1 protein-coding gene is annotated in these 1,004 nt (G+C 62.8%); it reads left to right on the forward strand.

Translation table 11 applies throughout. The features are described 5' to 3' along the window. A partial coding sequence (tuf, locus tag ABE463_RS18620; RefSeq protein ID WP_346469143.1) for an elongation factor Tu occupies positions 1–1,004 on the forward strand: 1,004 nt, incomplete at both ends.

Here is a 1,004-nt window from a genome sequence, read left to right on the forward strand (position 1 = left end):
TCGATCGACGCCGCGCCGGAAGAAAAGGCACGTGGCATCACGATCTCGACCGCACACGTCGAATACGAATCCACCGAACGTCATTACGCCCACGTCGATTGCCCGGGCCATGCTGACTACGTCAAGAACATGATCACCGGTGCTGCCCAGATGGACGGCGCGATCCTGGTCTGTTCGGCTGCTGACGGCCCGATGCCGCAGACCCGTGAGCACATCCTGCTCTCGCGTCAGGTCGGCGTGCCGTACATCGTCGTCTTCCTGAACAAGGCAGACATGGTCGATGACGCCGAGCTGCTGGAACTGGTCGAAATGGAAGTCCGCGAGCTGCTCAGCAAGTACGACTTCCCGGGCGATGACACCCCGATCATCTCGGGTTCGGCCCGCCTGGCGCTGGAAGGCGACCAGAGCGAGATCGGCGTGCCGGCCGTGATCAAGCTGGTCGAGGCTCTCGACAGCTGGATCCCGACCCCGGAACGTGACATCGACAAGCCCTTCCTGATGCCGGTCGAAGACGTGTTCTCGATCTCGGGCCGCGGCACCGTCGTCACCGGTCGTATCGAGCGCGGCGTGATCAAGGTCGGCGAAGAAATCGAAATCGTCGGTATCCGTCCGGTCCAGAAGACCACCGTCACCGGCGTGGAAATGTTCCGCAAGCTGCTCGACCAGGGTCAGGCAGGCGACAACGCCGGTCTGCTGCTGCGCGGCACCAAGCGTGACGACGTCGAGCGTGGCCAGGTCCTGGCCAAGCCGGGTTCGATCAAGCCGCACACCACCTTCGACGCCGAAGTGTACGTGCTGTCCAAGGATGAAGGCGGCCGTCACACCCCGTTCTTCAAGGGCTACCGTCCGCAGTTCTACTTCCGTACCACCGACATCACCGGCGCTTGCGAACTGCCGGAAGGTGTGGAAATGGTGATGCCGGGCGACAACGTGAAGATGGTTGTCACCCTGATCAACCCGGTCGCCATGGATGAAGGCCTGCGCTTCGCGATCCGCGAAGGCGG

Origin of the sequence: Stenotrophomonas sp. TWI819 (genome assembly GCF_039673075.1) — a bacterium.
GTDB classification, from domain to species: Bacteria; Pseudomonadota; Gammaproteobacteria; order Xanthomonadales; family Xanthomonadaceae; genus Stenotrophomonas; species Stenotrophomonas rhizophila_B.